Source organism: Arenimonas sp., assembly GCF_035721105.1.
Lineage (GTDB): Bacteria > Pseudomonadota > Gammaproteobacteria > Xanthomonadales > Xanthomonadaceae > Arenimonas.
The window spans coordinates 20,931-40,596 of record NZ_DASTNG010000075.1 but is presented as its reverse complement, the minus strand read 5'-3'; the positions used below and the strand labels follow the sequence as shown (position 1 = coordinate 40,596).

Sequence of the window (19,666 nt, the reverse complement as noted above, 5' to 3'; positions counted from 1 at the left end):
CCGAAGCCGCCGGCGCGGTCGAAGCGCCCGCCGCCGAGCGCCCGGCCCAGCGCCCGTCGCCGTCGTCGCCGATGCAGGTCGATCCGAACGCCCCCGCGCGCAAGCGTCGTCGCCGTCGCGGCGGTCGCCCGGTGGGCGAGGCCGCGGGCGCCGAGGGCGGCAAGCCGCGCGGCGAGCGCAAGCCCGAGGCCGCGCCGGCCAAGGCCCCGGCCGGCGAGAAGCCGTCGCTGTTCGGTCGCATCAAGGCGGGCATCAAGTCGCTGGTCAAGCGCACCCCGCCCACCGGCCACTGACCGACGCTTTCCGTAGGAGGGCCTTCAGGCCCGAAGCTCTTCGCCAAGAGCTTCGGGCCTGAAGGCCCTCCTACCTTTCTTCACGTCTGCTAGATTTGTGGCGCTTTCGCCGCCCCGGACCCGCATGGCCCTCCTCCGCTTCGACAACGTCACCAAGGCCTACCCGGGCAGCGCGCCCGCGCTGAGCGAGGTCAGCTTCTCGGTGGAGCAGGGCGAAATGCTCTTCGTCACCGGCCACTCCGGCGCCGGCAAGTCCACCCTGCTGCGACTGGTGCACCTGTCCGAGCGGCCGAGCCGCGGCACCGTGCTGGTGAACGAGCGCAACCTGGCCAAGGTCCGCGGCGGCAAGGTGCCGCTGCACCGGCGCCAGGTCGGCGTGGTGTTCCAGGACCACCGCCTGCTAACCGACCGCAGCGTGTTCGACAACGTGGCGCTGCCGCTGCTGATCGCCGGGATGCCCGGCGCCGAAGTCGGCAAGCGCGTGCGCGCGGTGCTGGACAAGGTCGGCCTGGGCGATCGCGAACGCGCCCTGCCGCTGCAGCTCTCGACCGGCGAGCAGCAGCGCGTGGGCATCGCCCGCGCCATCGTCGCCCAGCCGCAGCTGCTGGTGGCCGACGAGCCCACCGGCAACCTCGATCCCCAGCTGGCGGCCGAGATCATGCAGCTGTTCGCCTCGCTGCCGGCGCTGGGCACCACCGTCATGGTCGCCAGCCACGACCTGGCCCTGGTCAAGCGCATGCGCCGCCGGGTGCTGGTGCTCGACCACGGCAAGCTGCTCGACGACATCTCGCCCGAGGACCTGGCGGCATGAACACCCCGTCCGCCAAACCCGCCGCCAAGCCGGCCGCCAAGCCCGCGGCCGCCGAGCGCGTGAAGGCCGGCGGCCTGGGCAGCCGCCTTCGCGCCTGGCGCGAACAGCATCTGTATTCGCTGGTTTCCAGCCTCGGCCGCCTGCTCAAGCGGCCCTTCGCCACCGGCCTCACCGTCGGCGTGATGGCGATCGCGCTGGCGCTGCCGCTGGGCCTGGGGCTGGCGCTGGGCAACATCGAACGCTTCTCCGGCAGCGTGTCCGAATCGCGCGAGATCGGCGTCTTCCTCAAGGCCGACATCACCGAGGCGCAGGCCCGCGAGCTGGCCACCGGCATCGGCACCCGCCCGGACGTGGCCGCGGTGATCGTGCGCACGCCCGAGGAAGGGCTGGCGGAGTTCCGCGCCATGAGCGACCTGGCGGGCGCCCTCGAGGTGCTGGACGAGAACCCGCTGCCCACCGTGCTGATGGTGCAGCCGCGCGACGACGGCGACGCGCTGGCCGCCGACCTGCGGGCCCTGCCCCAGGCCGAGGTGGTGCAGCACGACGCCGCCTGGCGCCAGCGGCTGTCGGCCTGGCTGGCCTTCGGCGAGCGCCTGGTCCAGGTCGTGGCCGTGCTGCTGGGACTGGGCGTGCTGCTGGTGGTGGGCAACACCGTGCGGCTCGACATCGGCGCTCGCAGCGAGGAAATCGCCGTGCTCCAGCACCTGGGCGCCACCGATGCCTTCGTCCGCCGGCCCTTCCTCTACCTCGGCGCCTGGTACGGCCTGGCCGCGGGCCTGCTGGCCGGCCTGCTGCTGGTCGTGGCCGGCCTGCTGCTGCAGGGCCGGCTGTCGGCCCTGGTGGCCAGCTACGGCAGCCAGTTCGACCTCGCCGGCCCCGGCTGGCGGGGCAGCCTGGCCCTGCTGGCGGGGGCGGCGTTGATGGGGTGGCTGGGCGCATGGCTCGCAACCGGGCATCATCTACGTCGGACCCGTCCGGTGGACGTCTGACATGAACAGCCCCAGCTTCCGTAGCTTCGACACCAGCTCGCCCCGCATCATGGTCGTGGACGGCTCCAAGGTCGTGCGCAAGATGATCGAGGGCGTCCTGCGCCAGCAGCTGCCGGGCATGGAGTTCGTCGGCTGCGAAACCGGCGAGGAGGCCAAGGCCGCCCTGCAGGCCGGCGCCGTCAACCTGGTCACCACCGCCCTGCGCCTGCCCGACATGGACGGCCTGGACCTGGCCCGATACCTGCGCGAGCACACGCCGCAGGCCTACATCCCGATCATCGTGGTCTCGGGCGACGTGCAGGAGCGGCTGGAGAGTCGTTCGATCAGCGACGACGTCACCGACTACTTCGACAAGGCCCTGGGCTTCAACGCGCTGGCCGCCTTCATCAAGGGCTACGTGGCGCCCGAGTCCGAGGCCGGCGGCGAAGTGCTGTACGTCGAGGACAGCCGCGTCGTGGCCATGGCCACCCGCCGCATGCTCGAGAAGCACGGCCTGAGCGTGATCCACGCCACCGGCGTGGAAGACGCCATCGCCCACCTCGAAACGATGAAGGCGCAGGGCCGCATCCCCGGCCCGGACGTGGTGCTCACCGACGTGTATCTGAAGGGCGAGCTGACCGGCAAGGACCTGCTGCACTCGATCCGCCACGAATTCGGCTACGCCAAGGGCATGCTGCCGGTGCTGGTGATGACCGGCGACGCCAACCCGGCCAACCAGAGCGACCTGCTGCGCGAAGGCGCCAACGACCTGGTGCAGAAGCCGATCGAGGAGCGCCTGCTGGTGACCAAGCTGCTGTTCCAGCTGCGCGTCGGCCGCATGCTCCGCGACAAGCTCGCCAAGAAGTAAGCGGTGTCCGACGAGGACCGGATCCGGCTAGAGCCCTCCTGGAAGGCGCGGGTCGGCGACTACCTGCAGCGGCCCGACATGCGCGAACTCGGCGCCTTCCTGCGTCAGGAAAAGGCCCGCGGCAAGGCCATCTTCCCGCCCGGGCCGCGGATCTTCTCGGCGCTCGACGCCACGCCCTTCGACCAGGTGAAGGTGGTCATCCTCGGCCAGGACCCCTACCACGGCGCCGGCCAGGCCCACGGGCTGTGCTTCTCGGTGCTGCCGGGCGTGCCGGTGCCGCCCTCGCTGCAGAACATCTACAAGGAACTCAAGGCCGACCTGGGCATCCCGCCGGCCGACCACGGCTGCCTGCTCAGCTGGGCCCGGCAGGGCGTGCTCCTGCTCAATGCCGTGCTGACGGTCGAGGAGGGCAAGGCCGGCTCGCACCAGGGCAAGGGCTGGGAGGGCTTCACCGACGCCATCGTCCAGGCCCTGGACCGGGAGCGCGAGGGCCTGGTGTTCATGCTCTGGGGCAGCTACGCCCAGGCCAAGGGCAAGCTGGTGGACCCGCGCCGGCACTGCATGCTGCGCGCCCCGCACCCGTCGCCGCTGTCGGCGCACCGGGGTTTCCTGGGCTGCGGCCACTTCGGCAAGGCCAACCGCTGGCTGGAGGGTGCCCGCCAGGCGCCGATCCAGTGGGCGCTGCCGCCGCGCGGCGAAATCGAGGCCGCGTTGGCCCGCGGCGACTGAGGTGCTTGGGGCGGCGGCGCCCCGGGCCGGGAGCCTGTCCCGGGGCCCGGCGCCGGCCCGATCGGCGCCAGGAAGTCCCGCCCGGGCCCCCTTGAACCCGCCGTCACGGCCCCCAGAACAGGAACGTCGCCAGGGGATTGGCTGTTCCATTCATGGGACGGACAGGGAACTTTTGGCCTATTCAGCACTCCAACAGGCCGAGTGCTAAACTCTGGCCCATGAACGAGGAACGCATGACCACCACCGCCCTGATCGCGAATAACCTGCCGATCCCGAGTGCGCTCGGCTCGCTGGATGCGTACATCGCCGCGGTCAACCGCGTGCCCGTGCTCACCGTCGAGGAAGAGCAGGACCTCGCGCGCCGCTTCCGTGACGAAGAGGACCTCGATGCCGCCAAGGCCCTGGTCGTCTCCCACCTGCGCTTCGTCGTGCACGTCGCCCGCGGCTACCAGGGCTACGGCCTGGGCATGGGCGACCTGGTGCAGGAAGGCAACATCGGCCTGATGAAGGCGGTCAAGCGCTTCGACCCCGACCAGGGCGTGCGCCTGGTGTCCTTCGCCGTGCACTGGGTGCGCGCCGAGATGCACGAGTTCATCCTGCGCAACTGGCGCATCGTCAAGGTCGCCACCACCAAGGCGCAGCGCAAGCTGTTCTTCAACCTGCGCAAGTCCAAGAAGCGCCTGGGCTGGATGAACGACGCCGAAGTCACCGCGGTCGCCAAGGACCTCAACGTCTCCAAGCGCGAAGTGCTGGAGATGGAGTCGCGCCTGAGCGGTCGCGACATCGGCTTCGACGCGCCGGACGAGGACAATGACAACGCGCCGCCGTCGCCGGTGGCCTACCTGCGTGACGCCAGCGACGACCCGGCCATGGCCTACGAGCGCGAAAGCCACGAGGACGACCAGCTCGAGCTGCTGCGCGAGGGCCTGGCCGGCCTCGACCAGCGCTCGCGCGACATCCTCAAGCGCCGCTTCCTGGGCGAGCCCAAGGCGACGCTGCAGGAGCTGGCCGACGAGTACGGCGTCAGCGCCGAGCGCATCCGCCAGGTCGAGGCCAACGCGCTCAAGAAGATGCGGGCGCTGTTCGCGGCCTGAATTCGCCCCAGCGCAACAGACGACGGCCCCGCAAGGGGCCGTTGTCGTTCCAGCGTCTGGAAAACCGCCGCGGCCCCCGATGAAACCCCGGTCTCAGCCCAGGTCGGCCAGCAGGCCGCGCTCTCGGGCGATGCGGGCCAGTTCTGTGCTGTTGCGGGCGCCGAGCTTCTCCATCAGGTTCGCGCGGTGCCGGTACAGGGTCTTGTCGCTGATGCCCAGGTCGTAGGCGATCGCCTTGGGCGGCCGATCCGAGAGCAGGCCGCGCAGGGTGGCGCGCTCGCGCGGCGTCAGCAGCGGGGCCGGGTTCGAGACCGGTGGCGCCAGGTCCGAGCTCAGCACCACTTCGCCGGCGGCGACCCGGCGCAGGCCGTCGAGCAGCTCGTCGGCCGCCACCGCCTTGGTGAAGTAACCGCGCGCGCCCTGTTCCAGCGCACGCAGCACCAGCCCGGAGTCGTCGTGCATGCTCAGCACCACGCAGCGCAGGCCGTGCATCAGGTCCCGCAGCAGGGCGATCAGGTCCAGGCCGCTACTGGCGCCATCGCCCAGGCTGATGTCGACCACCGCGATGTCGGCGGAAACGCGCTCGAGCGCGGACAGTGCCTCGTCGGCGTTGCGCGCCTCGGCCACCACCAGGAAGCCCGGCGAACTCTCGATCAGCCGCTTGAAGCCCTCGCGGACGATGGCGTGGTCGTCGATGAGGAGGACGCGGATCATGGCGACGAGTTTGACAGTTCCGGCATCCTCCCGGCCCCGGGACTGAGATTTTTTCTTAGTGTGACCGGAGTCCTTGTACGCGGCCCGATTGCGTACGGACAATCCGCGGATGCGCGCGGACCCCCTTGCTCCTTACCCCGGAACCGCGCTGCGGTCGGCCTGGCCCGCGGCAGCCGCGTTCGGCCTGGGCTACTGGCTGCTGCTGGTGCTGGGGTTCCTGCACTGGCACGTCGCCACCGGACTGCTGTTCCTGGCCCTGTGGCTGCAGCCCCGGCGGCAGTGGCCGGCGCTGGTGCTGGCCACGATCCTGGTGCGTTGCCTCAACGGCCTGCTGATCGGCTGGCGCAACGGCGTCGACGGCGGCTTCCTGCACTACTGGCATGACGCCACGTCCTTCGTGCTGGGCAACCTGCTCGAACCCTTCCTGGTAATGGCGGGCGTCGCCCTGCTTTGCCGCGCCAACATCCGGCCGCTGGCGCTGGCCGCCGGCGACGGCATCGAACGCTTCCTGGTGGCGGCGCTGGTCGCCGCCGCGCTGCTGGCGGCCAAGGACGTGGGCTATGTCCTGAACGAAGGCAGCATCAGCGACATCCGCCTGTCGCTGCTGGTCGACACCGTGCGGCTGGCGGGCGACGCGTCGCTGCTCGGCTTCTTCGCGGTGAAGAACCTGCTGGGGCATTTCATCGGCATGCTGCTGGTGGTGCCGCTGGGCGCGTGGATCGCCGAGCCGCGGCACCACCCGGGCAGCCGCCGCATCCTGGGCGAGGCGATGATGCTGGCGCCGCTGTTCATCGCGCTGCTGTCGCTGGTGGCGGTGGCCCGGGAGTCGGCGGCGCTGGCCGAGCTGCTGCGCATGCTGGTGCTGGTGGCGGTGGTGGTGTTCTCGATGCGCCACGGCTGGCGCGGCGCGGTGCTGTCGCTGCTGTCGGCCAGCGTGCTGATCGCGCTCGAGGACCACCTGGGCCTCGCCGCGCAGTGGCCGGTGTGGCTGCAGCTGTTCATCGCCATCGCCGGCACCATGGCGCTGATGTTCGGCGCCACCGTCGACGGCCTGCGCCGGCAGTCGGCCGAGCTGGCGGTGGCCAGGCGCCGGCAGCTGCTCCTGGCCGAAGAGCTGCACGACGCCGCCATCCGCAACCTCAAGGTCGAGGAGCGCGAACGCCAGCGCCTGGCCGGCGAACTGCACGACGAATTCGGCCAGAACCTCGCCGCGCTGCAGACCCACCTGAAGCTGTCGGCCCCGGACCTCGCGGCCGCCGGCCGCGCCGGCGTGGTCGACCGGCTCCTGGAGATCACGCGCGCGATGCAGCAAAACATCGGCCGCGTGCTGGACTCGCTGCGCCCCGCGGCCCTGGACGAGTTGGGCCTGTTCGGCGCCATCGACCGCGGCAGCCTGCGCCGGCTGGTCGAGGACGCCGGCCTGGTGTTCGAGACCCGCCTCGAGGGCGATGCGCGGCTGCTGGCCCGGCTCAATCCGGTGCATCGCGTGGCGGCGTTCCGCATCGCGCAGGAATCAATCACCAACATCGTGCGGCACTCGCGCGCCCGGCACTGCTCGCTGCGGCTGCGGGTGAGCGCGCGCGACGGCCAGCTCTGCGTGTTCCTGGACATCCGCGACGACGGCTGCGGCCGCGTCGCCGAGCTGCGCCCCGGCAACGGCATGACCGGCCTGCAGGACCGGATCCTGGCGCTCGGGGGGCGCCTGGTGATCAGCCAGCTTCGTCCTGGCCTGCGCGTGCACGCGGTGCTCCGGCAGCCGCTGCGGTCCCCGGATCCCGGCGCGGCGCCGCGCCCACGATGATCCGGGCGTGGCGCGGGCAGGTCCAATACGCCCGGCGCCTTCAGTAGAGATCGGTGGGGTCGACGTCGAGCGACCAGCGCACCTTGCGGGCCGACTTCAGGGCCTGCAGGCGCGGCAGCCAGTCCTGCAGCGCGGCGTGCAGGGGCGCGCGCTGGAGGGCGTCGAGCAGGATCTGGCCGCGCGCCTTGCCGGCGCGGCGTGCCATCGGGGCCGGCATCGGGCCGTTGAGCTGCACGCCCTCGCGGCGGTCGAATGCTTCCTTGGCTTCGCGCAGGAAGGCCTGCATGTCGCCCTCGGTCGGCGCCTCGGCGCGCAGCAGCGCCAGGTGCGCGTAGGGCGGGAACTGCGCGACCTCGCGCTCGGCCAGCTGCAGCGCCGCCACCGCGGGGTAACCGCCGGCGAGCAGGGTGTTGAGCAGCGGGTGCTCGGGGTGGTGGGTTTGCAGCACCACTTCGCCCGGCAGCTGGGCGCGGCCGGCGCGGCCCGCGACCTGGATCAGCAGCTGCGCCAGCTTCTCGCCGGCGCGGAAGTCGGCGCTGAACAGGCCTTCGTCCACGCCCACCACCGCCACCAGCGTCAGCCGCGGCAGGTCGTGGCCTTTGGCCAGCATCTGGGTGCCGACCAGGATGCCCGCCCGGTCGCCGAAGGCTTCCAGGTGTTTCTCGATGGCGTCGCGGCGACGCGTGGTCTCGCGGTCGACGCGGATCATCAGGGCGTCGGGGAAGCGCTCGGCCAGCGCCTCCTCGATGCGCTCGGTGCCGGCGCCCTGCGGCTGCAGCGCCAGGCTGGCGCAGTCGGGGCAGGCATTGGGTGGGGTGGCGCGGGCGCCGCAGTGGTGGCAGATGAGGCGGCGGCCGCCGGCGTGCACGGTCATCGCCGCGTCGCAGCGCTTGCAGTGCGCGCTCCAGCCGCAGTCGTGGCACAGCAGCACCGGCGCATAGCCGCGGCGGTTCTTGAACACCAGCGCCTGTTCGCCGCGCGCCAGGCAGCGGCCGACGGCATCCAGCAGGTCCTCCGACAGGCCGTTGCGCAGCTGGCGCTTGCGGATGTCGACCACGCGCACGGCGGGCGGGCGGGCGCCGCCCGCGCGCTGGCCCAGGCGCAGATGCCGGTAGCGGCCGGACAGGGCGTTGTGCAGGGTTTCCAGCGACGGCGTGGCGCTGCCCAGCAGCACCGGGACACCGAGCTTGCTGGCGCGCACCAGGGCCAGGTCGCGGGCGTGGTAGCGGACGCCGTCCTGCTGCTTGTAGGAGCCGTCGTGCTCTTCGTCGACCACGATCAGGCCGGCCTCGGGCAGCGGGCAGAACACCGCCGAGCGGGTGCCCACCAGCACCCGCGCCTCGCCCCGCAGCATCGCGGTCCAGGCCCGGGCGCGTTCGCCGTCGGCCAGGCCCGAGTGCGCCGCCAGCACCGGCACCCCGAGGCGGCTGCGGAAGCGGGCCAGCGCCTGCGGGGTCAGGCCGATCTCGGGCACCAGCACCAGCGCCTGCTTGCCGGCCGCCAGGCAGTCGGCGATTGCTTGCAGGTAGACCTCGGTCTTGCCGCTGCCGGTGACGCCCTCGAGCAGGCAGGGGCGGAAACCCTCGCCCTCGCGCAGCGCGGCCAGGGCCTGGGCCTGGGCCGGCATCAGGGCCGGGCCGGGCGCCAGCGGCGCTGGCTCGGGGCGGCCAGCCAGCACGATCCGTTCGGCCAGGCCGCGCTCGGCCAGGGCGCGGGCGGCGCCGCGCCAGTCTTCGCCGGCCTGGTCCAGTCGGTCCTCGCCCCAGGGGCGGGCGGCCAGCTGCAGCAGCAGGCGCCGGGGCTTGCCGTCCCGGCCGGGCGCGGCGGCGGCGGCCTGGCCGGCGGCCGTGAGCGCCCAGCCGTGGCGGGCGGTCTCGGGCAGGGGCTGGCCGGCGCGCAGCGGACCCGGGAGCGCCATCGCCAGCACCTCGCCCAGGGGCGCGTGGTAGTAGCCGGCCAGCCAGCGCAGGCTCTCGAACAGTTCGCCCGCCAGCAGCGGCGACGCGTCCAGGCGTTCGCGCACGGGCTTGAGGCCCTCGCCGTCGCCCTCGGCCGGGCCGACCCCGACCACCACGCCCACCTGTTCGCCGTCGCCCCGCCCGAACGGGACCCGGACCCGGCAGCCGATCCAGCCGGCATCGGCCGTCGCGCCGGCGGGCGGGCGGTAGTCGAAGGCGCGCGGCAACGGCACCGGCAGGGCGATGCGCAGCACGGTTTCAGGGCGGGGCGGCATGGCGTGAGTCTAGCTGAGGGCTCCGTCGGAAGGGTTCTTACCCCACTTGCATACCATTGCTGTCGGATGCATCAGAAAACAGCCCTAAGCTACTGTTCACGAAAACGAATCTCCCTTATCCACACCGTTTGTGGATAACTCTGTGGAAGAGGTTCCGGGGAGGCCTGCGCACCCCCCATGCCAAGGGCGCTTGGGCCGGGTTGGCGATTTTTTAACCAAGCCGTCATAGTGCTTTTGAATCAACAAGTTGCAGTGATCACAAATCAGTCATCACGGCCTTCACGGCGTCCCGGGGGCCGGGTCGAGGCCCCAACTTGGCGCTGTGCACAACGTTTCACGCCGGAAGCCGCGCCGGGCTTGGCGGAGCAGCGTTTTCAAGCCTGTCAACCGCCTCGAAATGTGACGGGTTAGCTAGAATGCCCCGTGCCCTCCGCTCCCCCGTCCCCCGCCCCGACCCCGCCGGCCTCGTCCGCGCTGTCCGCCTTCCTGCGCGGCATCGAGCGACGGGCCTTCGTGTTCGTCCAGGTCCAGTGCGGGGAGGACGAGGTCGCCCAGGCGGCCCTGGGGCGCGCCATGCGGGCGTTCCGCGAGGTTTCCGGGCACAGCCCGCTGTCGTCCTGGCCGGCGGCCTTCTGGGCGCTGCTGCTGGCCCAGGCCGAGCTGGCCGAGGGCGCCAGCGACATCCCGGAGCTGGGGGCGCTGGGTTCCGGGCCGCGGGCGGCGCTGCTGCTGCGGATCGTGGCCGGCCTGGACTTCGTGCACGCCGCCTCGGTGCTGGGCGTCAGCGAGCCGACCTACCGGTTCGCCCTGCAGCGCGCCCTGCAGCAGCTGGGCGACGCCGGCGTCAGCTACGCCGTGCTGGGCGCCCTGCGCGAGCGCCTGCACCGCCAGGTCAAGACGCTGCCCGCCGAGCGGGTGGAGGCGCTGGCGGCGCTGCGCGCCCGGGTCCTGCAGGACGCGCCCGAGCCGGTCGCGGCCGTGGCGGCGCCCGTTTCGCCCTGGCGCCGCCGCCTGGCCTGGGCCGCGCTGGGGCTGCTGGGCCTCGCCTTCGCGGCGACCTACTGGCCCACCGCACCGGTGCTGGCGCCCGGCGGCACCCAGGACCTGCCGGTCGAACCCGCCCCCGCGCCGATGCCCGCCGGCAGCGAGGCCGACCTGGTCACCCACCCGGACTACGCGCAGATCGTGGCGCCCGGGGATGAAGCCCTCGCCGCCGACCTGGCGCTGTTGAGCTGGCTGGCCTCGGGCGAGGCCGGCGACGCCCTGGCGGCGCCTCCTGCCGCCGCGCCCGCCACCGCCGTTCCCGAGGGCGCCGGCGGTGCCCAGCCCCTCGGGTCTGCCGATGAAGCGGCGGATGCGGCGAGTGCGGCGGGTGCCGCCGATGCCATCGATGCCGCGAACGGCGACCGCGTCGCCAGCGCCGCCCCGGCCTTGCTCGACTTCCCCTCGCTGCCGCCGGAGGAGCGCCGGCTGCTGGCGCCCTTGGCCAGCGCCTGGCCGGCGCTGGACGCCGACACCCGCCAGCGGCTGCGCGCCAACACCGCGCACTGGGCCGCGGCGGACCCGGCCGCGCGCGACGCGCTGCGCCAGCGCATCGCCGCCTGGGACGCGCTGCCGCCGGCCGAGAAGGCCCGGCGTCGCGGACCCTTCGCCGCGTGGCTGGCGCTGCCGGCGGCCGAGCGCCAACAGCTGCGCGACGCCGCGGCCCGCCGGGCGGCCCTGCCGCCGGAATCCCGGGAGGCGCTGCAGGCGGCCTTCGATGCGCTGCCGTCGGACCAGCGCCAGGACTGGTGGCTGGGGCCGGACGTGGGGGCGGGCTTCGCCGAGCTGCGGCCGCTGTTCGCGTTCGTGCCCGAGGGCGAACGCGCCGCCCTGCGCGAGCTGCTGCGGGAGCTCACCCCCGCCACCCGCGCCGATCTGGCGATCCTGGCGCGGCGCCTGCCGGCCAGCGAACGCGAATCCCTGCGGCGCGAGCTGGTCGAGGCCGCGCCCGAGGCGCGCGAAGCCGTGGTGCGCGCCCGCCTGGGCCGCTGACCGCTGCTACATGTTGACCAGGCTGGCGAGCAGGCTGGCGGTGGCGCCGAAGGAAATCAGCACCAGGTAGGCCGTGCCCAGCACGGCGTACTTGAGCAGGGTCATGATCCAGCCCTGCCGGTACACGCGCTTCTGCATCAGCAGCAGGTAGAGCGGCATCCAGCAGAGCATCGCGATTTCGCCGAAGCGGAACAGCGGCGACAGCCAGGCCAGGCCGCTGCTCCAGCCGGCCAGCGCGTCCAGCAGCAGCGTCACCAGCAGCCCCGCGCACAGGAAGCTGTGGCTGTGCAGCGCGACGATCAGGTGCTCCATGTACAGCCGGCGCTTGAACAGGTAGGCGAGCTTGAGCAGCACCGCGAACAGCGGCAGCAGCGCGAACAGGGTGGTCGGCACCGTCGACAGGAAGGCGTCCTTGAGCAGGTTGGGGTCTTCCTGGATGCGCTTGATGTTGCCCTTGGCGCGCCCGGCGTAGGCATTGAGGCGGGCGTTGCCGCGTTCGCCCAGCCAGTCGACCTTCAGCGGGTTGGTCACCGGGTCCCAGGGGGTTCCGTTGAAGCTGATGTCGTCGTCTTCGTTGCGCTGGATCGCCAGCGGCTTGCCGGTGCGCTGGCTCTCCTCGATCTCGGCGATCCGCCGGCGGGCGTCGTTCTCGATGGCCTTGCTGGCCACGTCCAGGCCGATGCCGACGCCGGGCACGCCCTTGGACTCCTCGCGCGCCGCCGCGATCTCGGCCAGCGCGGCATCGCGGATCCGCTCGACGTCGGCGACGGTGGTGGCGTCGAGCAGGCGCACGCCGCCCTCGGTGGCGGTGATGGCCGGCGCGCCCGCAGCCTCGGCGTTGTCGAACTTGACGACGTCCTCGCCCTTGTCGATGTCGAAGCTGAGCTGGGCGGCGAAGAACGCGAACAGGCTCAGGAACACGAACAGCCGCACCGGGCTGACGTAGCGGACGCGCCGGCCGGCGAAGTATTCTTGGCTCAGGTAGCCCGGGCGGAACAGCAGCGGCCCGATGGTGCGCAGGATGCGCGAATCGAGCTCGAACACCGAGTCCATGAAGTCGCCGACGATCGAGCTGAAGTGCCGCACCAGGCCCTTGGTCGGCTGGCCACAGGCGTAGCAGTGCTCGCCCAGCAGGGCCTCGCCGCAGTTCTGGCACTGGCGGCCCGGGGCGGGGGCGGGGGTCGGGGTGGCTTCCGTGGTCATGGCGGGCTCCGGGGCGGCAGCCGCTAATATAGCGATCCTGAGCCTGCCGGCATTGCCCCATGAGTCATTCCGAAACCCGTGCCGCGCGCCTGCTGCGCGAGATGCGCGTCAGCTTCGTGCTGGCCCTGCCGCTGGTGCTGGGGCAGGTATCGTCGATGGCCATGAATATCGTCGACACCGTGCTGGCCGGCCGCCACGGGCCGGTCACGCTGGCCGCGGTGGGCATCGGCAGTGCGGTCTGGTCGGTGGTGATCCTGGTCAGCATCGGCGTGCTGATGGCGGTGCCGCCGACCGTGGCCCAGCTCAACGGCGCCGGCCGCCGCGCCGAGATCGGCGCGGTGTTCCGGCAGGCGCTGTGGCTGGCGCTGGCGCTGGGCGTCGGGCTGTTCTTCGTGGTGCGCGCCGGCGCGCTGGCGCTCGCGCCGATGGGCATCACCGCCGAGGCGCGGCCGGAGGCCATCGCTTTCCTGCGCGCGATCAGCTGGGGCGCACCCGGGCTGGCGCTGTACTTCTGCCTGCGCAACCTCAGCGAAGGCGTGGCCTGGACGATGCCGACGATGGTGTTCGGCATCGCCGGGCTGGTGCTGCTGGCGCCGCTGGGCTGGGCGCTGATGTTCGGCCTGGGGCTGGGTGCGGCGGGATTGGGCTATGCGGTGGCCATCACCCTGTACTGCCAGAGCGCGGCGCTGGCGGCCTACCTGGGGCGCTCGCGGCGGTTCGCCGACCTGGGCCTGTTCGCGCGCTTCGATCCGCCGCGCTGGGCGCCGATCCGCGACCTGCTGCGGCTGGGCCTGCCGATGGGCGTGTCGGTGTTCATGGAAGGCAGCCTGTTCGTGGCGACGGCCCTGCTGATCGGCAAGCTGGGCACGACCCAGATCGCCGCGCACCAGATCGCGATCCTGATGGCCAGCCTGTGCTTCATGGTGCCGCTGGGCGTGGCGATGGCGACCACGGTGCGGGTCGGCCACGCCGTGGGCGCCGGCGATCCGTCGGCGGTGCGCTGGTCGGCGGCGGCGGGCTATGGCCTGGCGATGCTGGCGCAGACGCTGTCGGCGGGGGTGCTGGTGCTCGGCGGCGTGTTCCTCGCCGGCTTGTTCACGCAGGATCCGGCGGTGATCGCGCTGGCGGCGCTGCTGATGGCCTACGCGGCGGTGTTCCAGTATCCCGACGGCCTGCAGGCGATGTCGGCGGGCGCGCTGCGCGGCCTCAAGGACACCCGCGTGCCGATGTTCATCACGGTGCTGGCGTACTGGGGCGTGGGCCTGCCGCTGGGCTATTGGTTTGGTTTGGTGAAGGGACAGGGCGCGCCGGGGCTTTGGACTGGCCTGATCCTGGGCCTGAGCGTCGCCGCGGGCCTGCTGGGCTGGCGTTTCTGGCGACTGGCGCGGCGGCCCCTGGCGCCGGTGCGGGTGACGTAAGGCGCATGCGGTCTTCACCCGGGCTGGGTATGCTGGCCCGAAGTTAAGTGGAGTCCTGAAATGTCCGAAGCCAAGCGCGGCCCGATCCTGGGGTTCTTCCGGGGGGTCTGGAGTGTCCTGACCTTCGCCCAGCAGCTCGTTTTCAACGTGTTCTTCCTGCTGTTCCTGCTGTTCGCCTTCGTGATGCTGCTGGCCATCGCGGCCAGCCCGGGCGTGCAGCCGATGCACGATGACACCGCGCTGGTGCTCGACCTCGACGGCGCCCTGGTGGAGCAGTTCACCTCGGCGCCGGTCGACCGGGTGATCAACCGCGCCACCGGCCAGGCCCAGCCCGAGATCCAGCTGCGCGACCTGCTGCAGGCCATCCACGCCGCGCGCGAGGATGCGCGCATCGACCGCATCGTGCTGCTCACCGACGGCTTCTCGACCTCGGGCTTCGCGGCCATGCGCGACCTGGCGGCGGCGCTGCGCGATTTCCGCGCGTCCGGCAAGCAGGTCGTGGCCTACGGCACCGACATGGAGCAGCGCCAGTACTACATCGCCGCGCAGGCGGACGAGGTCTACCTGGACCCGCAGGGCGGCGTGCTGCTCGAGGGCTTCGGCCGCTACCGCATGTACTACCGCGAGGGCCTGCAGGAAAAGCTGGGCGTCGACGTGCACCTGTTCAAGGTCGGCGAGTACAAGTCCGCCGCCGAGCCCTACGTGCTCGACGCCGCCTCGCCGGAGTCGCGCGAAGCCGACCTGTACTGGATGAACGACGTCTGGCAGCGCTTCGTCGCCGACATCGCCCAGGCCCGCAAGGTCGAAGTGCCGGCGCTGAACGCGATGATCAACGAGCTGCCGGCGCGCGTGCAGGCGGCCTCGGGCGACCTGGGCAAGCTGGCGCTCGACGAGAAGCTGGTCGACGGCCTGCGCACGGGCCACGAGTTCGAGCAGATGATGGTCGAGCGCGGCACCCTGGACGAGGACACCCAGAGCTTCCGGCAGATCGGGCTGGACGGCTACCTGATGCAGATCAACCGTCCGCACCTGGTGGCGGAGCCGCAGCCGACGGTGGCCGTGGTGGTGGCGCAGGGCGAGATCACCTACGGCCAGCAGCCGCCGGGCACGGTCGGCGGCGAGTCCACCGCCGAACTGCTGCGCGCGGCGCGCGAGGACGAGAACGTCAAGGCCGTGCTGCTGCGGGTGGATTCGCCCGGCGGCGGCGTGTTCCCGTCCGAGCAGATCCGCCGCGAGGTCGAGCTGGTGCAGGCCGCCGGCAAGCCGGTGGTGGTGTCGATGGCGAACGTGGCCGCGTCCGGCGGCTACTGGATCTCGATGAACGCCGACCGCATCTACGCCGACGAATCCACCATCACCGGCTCGATCGGCATCTTCGGCCTGTGGATGACGGTGCCGCGCGTGCTCGAGAAGATCGGCGTCAGCACCGACGGCGTCGGTACCACGCCGCTGGCCGGCGCCTTCGACCCGACCCGTCCGCTCGACCCGAACGTGGGCCTGCTGATCCAGTCGGTGATCGACCGCGGCTACGCCGAGTTCATCGGCAAGGTGGCGGCGGCGCGCGACAGCACCCCGGCCGAGATCGACGTGAATGCGCGCGGCCGCGTCTGGAGCGGTGCGCAGGCCAAGGAGCGCGGACTGGTGGACGAGCTGGGTGGCTTCCAGGCCGCACTGGACGCCGCGGCGGCGCTGGCCAAGCTCGAGGAAGGCAGCTATCGCGTGACCTACATCGAGAAGCCGCTGACGCCGTTCGAGCAGTTCGTAGTCAACCTGGGCCAGAACTCACGCACCGAGGGCCTGCTGCGCGTGCTGGCGCCGGCGCCGCTGATGCTCGATCGCGAAACCCTGGCCACCGCCGAGCGCGAACTGGCCTGGCTCGACCGCAAGGGCCGCTCGCCGTTCCGCGCCGTGGCGCACTGCCTCTGCGCCTACTGAGCCCGGCCCCGGGGTGGGACGCGACGCCCGGGCTTGCCCGGGCGTCGTCGTTTCAGCCGCCCGCTTCCTCCAGCGCCCGCTGGCGTTCGGCTTCGTCCTCGGCCTGGGTGTCCTCCACGGCGCGGGCCTTGTCCACCGGCGCCTGCATGGCATCGCGCAGTTCGGTGTGGGTGGCCTGCGGCTCGGGCACGGTCTCGGGCGTCGGGTCGGGCTTGGGGGCGTCGCAGCCGCTGGTGAGCAGCGCGGCGGCCAGGATCAGGGCGAGTCGCATCGGGGTGCTCCGTCGGGCGGGTTGCCCGGTATCCTAACCCCGGGACGCGCAGGAGGCCCGGGATGACCATCAATCGCTGGCGACTGGATGGGCAGGTGGCGCTGGTGACCGGCGCCAGCGCCGGCATCGGCCGCGCCATCGCCGCCGAACTGCTGGGCGCGGGCGCCGACCTGCTGCTGGTCGCGCGCGACGAGGCGGCGCTGGAGGCGACGCGCGCCGAACTCGAGGACGAATTCCCGGCCGCGCGCGTGCGCGCCTTCCCGGCCGACGTGTCCGACGCCGAGCAGCGCCGCGAGATCTTCGACTGGGTCGAGGACCTGGGCGAGGGGCTGCAGCTGCTGGTCAACAACGCGGGTACCAACACCAGCCGCCCGGCGATGGATTACGGTGACGACGAGTGGCGGCAGATCTTCGAGACCAACCTGTTCTCGGCCTTCGAGCTCAGCCGCTTCGCGTTCCCGCTGCTCAGCCAGCACGCGGCTTCGGCGATCGTGAACGTTGGTTCGGTCTCGGGCCTGACCCACGTGCGCACCGGCGCGCCCTACGGCATGAGCAAGGCGGCGCTGCACCAGCTGACCCGCAACCTGGCCTGCGAGTGGGCCGAGGACGGGGTGCGGGTGAATGCCGTGGCGCCCTGGTACATCCGGACGCGCCGGACCTCGGCCAAGCTGGCCGACCCGGACTACCTGGACGAGGTGATCGACCGCACGCCGATGGGCCGGGTCGGCGAGCCGGAGGAAGTCGCCGCCGCGGTCACCTTCCTCTGCCTGCCCGCCGCCAGCTACATCACCGGCGAATGCATCGCCGTCGACGGCGGCTTCCTTCGCTACGGCTTTTAGTTGTCGCCGGGGTTTGGGATTCCGGCGCGAACGGGACGGGAAGATTTTTTAACGCGGATAAAATCTGATGAACACGGATAAACACAGATAGAGCAGAGCTAAAGGGGTGGCACCGCCAGTTTCAGCAGAATGCGAAAGCCCAACTCAGAATGCTTCATCCGTGTTTATCCGTGTTCATCAGATTTTATCCGCGTTCAAAAGCATTTAAATGCCCCGAGCCCGGGTCAGCGGCAGCTTTCCGCCACGATCGCGTCCAGGCGCTTGAGCTCGGACTTGCGATAGGCGGCGGTGTCGCTGAAGGCGTGCAGGGCGTCGGAGCGGGCCTGCTTGAGTTTTTTCTTGAACTGCTCGCAGGCGGCATCGTCATCGAGGCGCAGGCAGGATTCGCTGACCCAGCGGCAGGTGCCGGCGGCGGCGCTGGAGCCGCGCACGTCGTAGCCCAGGACCGGCAGCGGCACGCAGCGCGTGTTCGGGTCGTAGTCCTCGCTGAAGCGCACGCTGCCGTCGAAGTCCGTGCACTGGAACAGCGGCGGCGGCGGGAAGGGCAGCGCGTAGTCGGCCTCGGGCGGCGGCGCCTCGGCGGGTTCGGGGGCGGGCGCGGGCCTGGGGGCGGCGGGCGCCGGCGCCGGGTCGCGCGGCCGCACCATGCTGCGGGTGGACTGCTGCTGGCCACTCGGGCAGGGCTCGTCCTGCAGGGTCACGCGGCCGCCGGCGTCCTGGCAGCGATAGACCGTCAATTCCTCGGCGGCGGACGGGCCGACGAGGGCGAGCAAACTCGCTAAGCTGGCGATCAGGACCGGGCGCATGTCGGGATTCTCCCCCCGCATCCCCGCCACCGCCACCCCGGGGACACGCCATGATGCGCCTGCTGTTCATCCTTGCCCTGCTGGCTGCGCCGCTCGCGCAGGCCGCCATTCCCGCCGCGCCCGACCGCCGTGAAGGCGAGGGCCCTTACCCGCAGCTGATCCTGCGCGGGGTCACGGTGATCAACGGCACCGGCGCCCCGGCCTACGGGCCGGTCGACATCGTCATCGAAGGCGACCGCATCCGCGAGGTGCGCATCGTCGGCAGTGCCAACCGTCCCATCGACCCCAAGGGCCGGCCGGCACTCAAGCCCGGCGGCCGCGAGATCGATCTCGCCGGCCAGTTCGTGATGCCGGGCATCATCGACCTGCACGGCCACATCGGCGGCGAGGAACAGGGCGTCGACGCCGAGTACGTCTACAAGCTCTGGCTCGGCCACGGCATCACCTCGGTGCGCGACCCGGGCTGCGGCAACGGCATCGACTGGTGCGTGTCGGAGCAGCGCCGCAGCGAACGCAACGCCATCACCGCGCCGCGCCTGTTCCCGTATGCCTTCTTCGGCCAGGGCCGGGATACCCCGATCACCACGCCCGAGCAGGGCCGGCAGTGGGTGCGCGACATGAAGGCGCGCGGCGCGCTGGGCATGAAGTGCTTCGGCTACCGCCCCGACATCCTCGAGGCGGTGTTCGACGAACTCAAGAAGCAGGGCATGGGCAGCGCCTGCCACCACGCCCAGCTCGACGTCGCCCGCGTCAACGTGCTGACCACCGCGCGCTGGGGCCTGACCACGATGGAGCACTGGTACGGCCTGCCCGAGGCGCTGTTCGAAGGCCAGACCGTGCAGCAGTACCCGGCCGGCTACAACTACCTCGACGAGCAGGACCGCTTCGGCGAGGCCGGCAAGCTCTGGGCGCAGGCCAGCGAAAAAGGCAGCGAGCGCTACGAGGCGGTGATCACCGAGCTGCTGGCGCTGGACTTCACCCTGGACCCGACCTTCAACATCTACGCCGCCAGCCGCGACCTGATGCGCGCCCGCCGCGCCGACTGGCACGACGATTACACGCACCCGGCGCTGTGGGATTTCTTCACCCCCAACCGCGGCAACCACGGCAGCTTCTTCTTCGACTGGGGCAGCGAGGAGGAGGTGGCCTGGCGCGACAACTACCGGCGCTGGATGGCCTTCGTGAACGACTACAAGAACCGCGGCGGCCGGGTCACGGTCGGCAGCGATTCGGGCTACATCTACAAGACCTACGGCTTCGGCACCATCGAGGAGCTGGAGATGCTGCGCGAGGCCGGCTTCCATCCGCTGGAAGTGATCCGCGCCGCCACGCTGTCGGGCGCCGAGGTGCTGGGCGCCGACGATCGCCTCGGGTCGGTCGAGCCGGGCAAGCTGGCCGACCTGGTGGTGCTGTCGGAGAACCCGCTGGCCAACCTGAAGGTGCTCTACGGCAACGGCCACATCCGCCTGGGCGAAGACGGTCGCGCCCACCGGGTCGGCGGGGTGCGCTACACGATCAAGGGCGGGCTGGTGTTCGACGCGCCGGCCCTGCTGGCCGACGTGCGCCGCAAGGTGGCCGAGGAAAAGGCGCGGCGCGGCATCGATCGCTACGCGCAGCCCGGCGACTGACCGGGCCGCGCGGGGCGGCGG

General features: G+C 71.8%; 16 protein-coding genes and 1 pseudogene. 12 read left to right on the top strand and 5 right to left on the bottom strand.

Translation table 11 applies throughout. The features are described from left to right. From VFQ84_RS12390 to rpoH, 6 genes and pseudogenes are all read left to right on the top strand, one after another. A pseudogene (locus tag VFQ84_RS12390) lies at positions 1-293 on the top strand (hypothetical protein); the annotation flags it as partial. A 124-nt stretch (positions 294-417) separates the two neighbouring features. Further along, positions 418-1,104 (top strand): cell division ATP-binding protein FtsE, encoded by a 687-nt coding sequence (gene ftsE, locus VFQ84_RS12385; protein ID WP_325131945.1) that lies wholly within the window; start codon positions 418-420, stop codon positions 1,102-1,104. Then, positions 1,101-2,093, top strand: a complete 993-nt coding sequence (gene ftsX, locus VFQ84_RS12380) for a permease-like cell division protein FtsX (RefSeq protein ID WP_325131944.1) — start codon at positions 1,101-1,103, stop codon at positions 2,091-2,093. Before ftsE ends, ftsX begins: the two co-directional genes overlap by 4 nt. Position 2,094: 1 nt before the next feature. Further along, positions 2,095-2,940, top strand: coding sequence for a response regulator (locus tag VFQ84_RS12375; RefSeq protein ID WP_325131943.1), 846 nt, complete (start codon positions 2,095-2,097; stop codon positions 2,938-2,940). A gap of 3 nt (positions 2,941-2,943) precedes the next feature. Further along, positions 2,944-3,669 carry a uracil-DNA glycosylase gene (ung, locus tag VFQ84_RS12370; protein WP_325131942.1) on the top strand — a complete coding sequence of 242 codons (726 nt, stop codon included), beginning with the start codon at positions 2,944-2,946 and terminating at the stop codon, positions 3,667-3,669. Positions 3,670-3,902: 233 nt separating this feature from the next. Beyond that, on the top strand, positions 3,903-4,763 hold the full coding sequence (rpoH, locus tag VFQ84_RS12365; RefSeq protein WP_414637047.1) for an RNA polymerase sigma factor RpoH: 861 nt from the start codon (positions 3,903-3,905) through the stop codon (positions 4,761-4,763). Between the two features lie 93 nt (positions 4,764-4,856). Here rpoH and VFQ84_RS12360 read toward each other — a convergent pair whose 3' ends face one another. After that, entirely contained in the window at positions 4,857-5,477 is a 621-nt protein-coding gene (locus tag VFQ84_RS12360) for a response regulator transcription factor (protein WP_325131940.1), read from the bottom strand. A gap of 109 nt (positions 5,478-5,586) precedes the next feature. Here VFQ84_RS12360 and VFQ84_RS12355 point away from each other — a divergent pair, with 109 nt between their 5' ends. Beyond that, positions 5,587-7,278, top strand: coding sequence for an MASE1 domain-containing protein (locus tag VFQ84_RS12355; protein WP_325131939.1), 1,692 nt, complete (start codon positions 5,587-5,589; stop codon positions 7,276-7,278). A gap of 40 nt (positions 7,279-7,318) precedes the next feature. Here VFQ84_RS12355 and VFQ84_RS12350 read toward each other — a convergent pair whose 3' ends face one another. After that, positions 7,319-9,511, bottom strand: a complete 2,193-nt coding sequence (locus VFQ84_RS12350; RefSeq protein WP_325131938.1) for a primosomal protein N' — start codon at positions 9,509-9,511, stop codon at positions 7,319-7,321. A gap of 423 nt (positions 9,512-9,934) precedes the next feature. Between VFQ84_RS12350 and VFQ84_RS12345 the strand changes: the two genes are divergently transcribed. After that, entirely contained in the window at positions 9,935-11,545 is a 1,611-nt protein-coding gene (locus VFQ84_RS12345; RefSeq protein WP_325131937.1) for a DUF3106 domain-containing protein, read from the top strand. A gap of 6 nt (positions 11,546-11,551) precedes the next feature. Here VFQ84_RS12345 and VFQ84_RS12340 read toward each other — a convergent pair whose 3' ends face one another. Further along, positions 11,552-12,748, bottom strand: coding sequence for a DUF3667 domain-containing protein (locus VFQ84_RS12340; protein WP_325131936.1), 1,197 nt, complete (start codon positions 12,746-12,748; stop codon positions 11,552-11,554). Positions 12,749-12,807: 59 nt separating this feature from the next. Between VFQ84_RS12340 and VFQ84_RS12335 the strand changes: the two genes are divergently transcribed. Further along, positions 12,808-14,166 carry an MATE family efflux transporter gene (locus VFQ84_RS12335; protein WP_325131935.1) on the top strand — a complete coding sequence of 453 codons (1,359 nt, stop codon included), beginning with the start codon at positions 12,808-12,810 and terminating at the stop codon, positions 14,164-14,166. A gap of 60 nt (positions 14,167-14,226) precedes the next feature. Beyond that, positions 14,227-16,101, top strand: a complete 1,875-nt coding sequence (gene sppA / locus VFQ84_RS12330; RefSeq protein ID WP_325131934.1) for a signal peptide peptidase SppA — start codon at positions 14,227-14,229, stop codon at positions 16,099-16,101. A gap of 52 nt (positions 16,102-16,153) precedes the next feature. On the opposite strand, the gene VFQ84_RS12325 is transcribed toward sppA, so the two are convergent. After that, positions 16,154-16,372: a hypothetical protein gene (locus VFQ84_RS12325; protein ID WP_325131933.1), complete on the bottom strand. Its 219-nt coding sequence runs from the start codon at positions 16,370-16,372 to the stop codon at positions 16,154-16,156. 62 nt (positions 16,373-16,434) lie between these two features. Here VFQ84_RS12325 and VFQ84_RS12320 point away from each other — a divergent pair, with 62 nt between their 5' ends. Beyond that, positions 16,435-17,211 (top strand): SDR family oxidoreductase, encoded by a 777-nt coding sequence (locus tag VFQ84_RS12320; protein ID WP_325131932.1) that lies wholly within the window; start codon positions 16,435-16,437, stop codon positions 17,209-17,211. Between the two features lie 224 nt (positions 17,212-17,435). Here the strand turns inward: VFQ84_RS12320 and VFQ84_RS12315 are convergent, their stop codons facing one another. Continuing rightward, positions 17,436-18,017 carry a DUF4124 domain-containing protein gene (locus VFQ84_RS12315; protein ID WP_325131931.1) on the bottom strand — a complete coding sequence of 194 codons (582 nt, stop codon included), beginning with the start codon at positions 18,015-18,017 and terminating at the stop codon, positions 17,436-17,438. 50 nt (positions 18,018-18,067) lie between these two features. On the opposite strand from VFQ84_RS12315, the gene VFQ84_RS12310 reads away from it, so the two are divergent. Beyond that, entirely contained in the window at positions 18,068-19,645 is a 1,578-nt protein-coding gene (locus tag VFQ84_RS12310) for an amidohydrolase family protein (protein WP_325131930.1), read from the top strand. Positions 19,646-19,666: the final 21 nt, after the last annotated feature.